Source organism: Nonomuraea sp. NPDC050202, assembly GCF_040656115.1.
In the GTDB taxonomy this organism is placed as follows: domain Bacteria; phylum Actinomycetota; class Actinomycetes; order Streptosporangiales; family Streptosporangiaceae; genus Nonomuraea.
In genome coordinates, this window is sequence record NZ_JBFALF010000126.1 from 1 (window position 1) to 1,040 (window position 1,040).

At 69.2% G+C, this 1,040-nt stretch carries 1 protein-coding gene; it reads right to left on the reverse strand.

What is annotated here, in order from left to right:
* Positions 1-26 precede the first annotated feature (26 nt).
* A protein-coding gene (locus AB0I79_RS63330) for an IS5 family transposase (protein ID WP_357896407.1) occupies positions 27-922 on the reverse strand; the annotation gives its coding sequence in 2 pieces (ribosomal slippage) (positions 27-554 and positions 557-922; 894 coding nt in all).
* Between the last annotated feature and the right edge of the window lie 118 nt (positions 923-1,040).

Sequence of the window (1,040 nt, forward strand, 5' to 3'; positions counted from 1 at the left end):
TAGGGCGCGTTTCAGAAGTGGTGGGCTCATAGCCAGGTGTCGATCACGGCGATGTGGACGGTCGCTTCGTAGCGCACGGCCAGTTTGTCGTAGCGGGTGGCCACCGCTCGGTAGCCCTTGAGCCGGTTGATGCCGCATTCCACCGCATGGCGCAGCTTGTACGCCTCGGGGTCGAAGGCTGGTGGCCGGCCGCCCTTCGACCCCTTCCTGCGCCGGGCGGCGGCCTGGTCCAGCTTGATCGGGATGGTGGCCTTGATGCCGCGCCTGCGCAGGTAACGACGGTTGCCGCGCGAACTGTAGGCCTTGTCCGCCAGCACCCGATCGGGCCGGGTACGGGGCCGGCCCCCGCCCGGGCGTGGCACCCGGATGCCCTCCAAGACCGCCCTGAACTGCGGGCTGTCACCCCGCTGCCCGGCCGTCAGCACGATCGACAAGGCTCTGCGCCCCTGCTCGGTGGCCAGATGCAGCTTGGTACTCAAGCCACCGCGGGAGCGTCCCAGCCCGTGATCGGCCGGTTCCTGCTGCACCCCGCCCGGCGGCTCGACCTGCCGATCCCCCTTTTCCGCGCCCCGGCGGCGTGCTGATGAGCCCGGCACACGGTGGAGTCGACGCTCACATCCCACGTGATCAGCCCGGCCGCGTCCGCCCGGGTCTGCAAGGCGGTCAGGATCTGCCGCCAGGTGCCGGCGCGCTGCCAGCGCCGGAACAACCCGTAGATCGTCTGCCAGCATCCGTACCGCTCCGGCACGTCCCGCCACGGCGCACCCACCCGTACCCGCCACCGGATCCCGTCGATGAGCTGCCGTTTCGTCCAGATCGGCGGGCGCCCTGGCTTGCGGCCGACGGGCAGCAGCGGCTCCAGCACCGCCCACTGCGCATCGGTCAGATCAGCCCGCTCCGCTACCGGTAAGGTGTTGTCCACGAGGTCTCCGTGCAGATGGTCTTCTTGGTCGTTGACTCATCTACCGGAGACCTCCTCTCTTGTCGACCTACGACACCGCGCAACCGCCACTCCAGACCACTTCTGAAACACGGCCTAG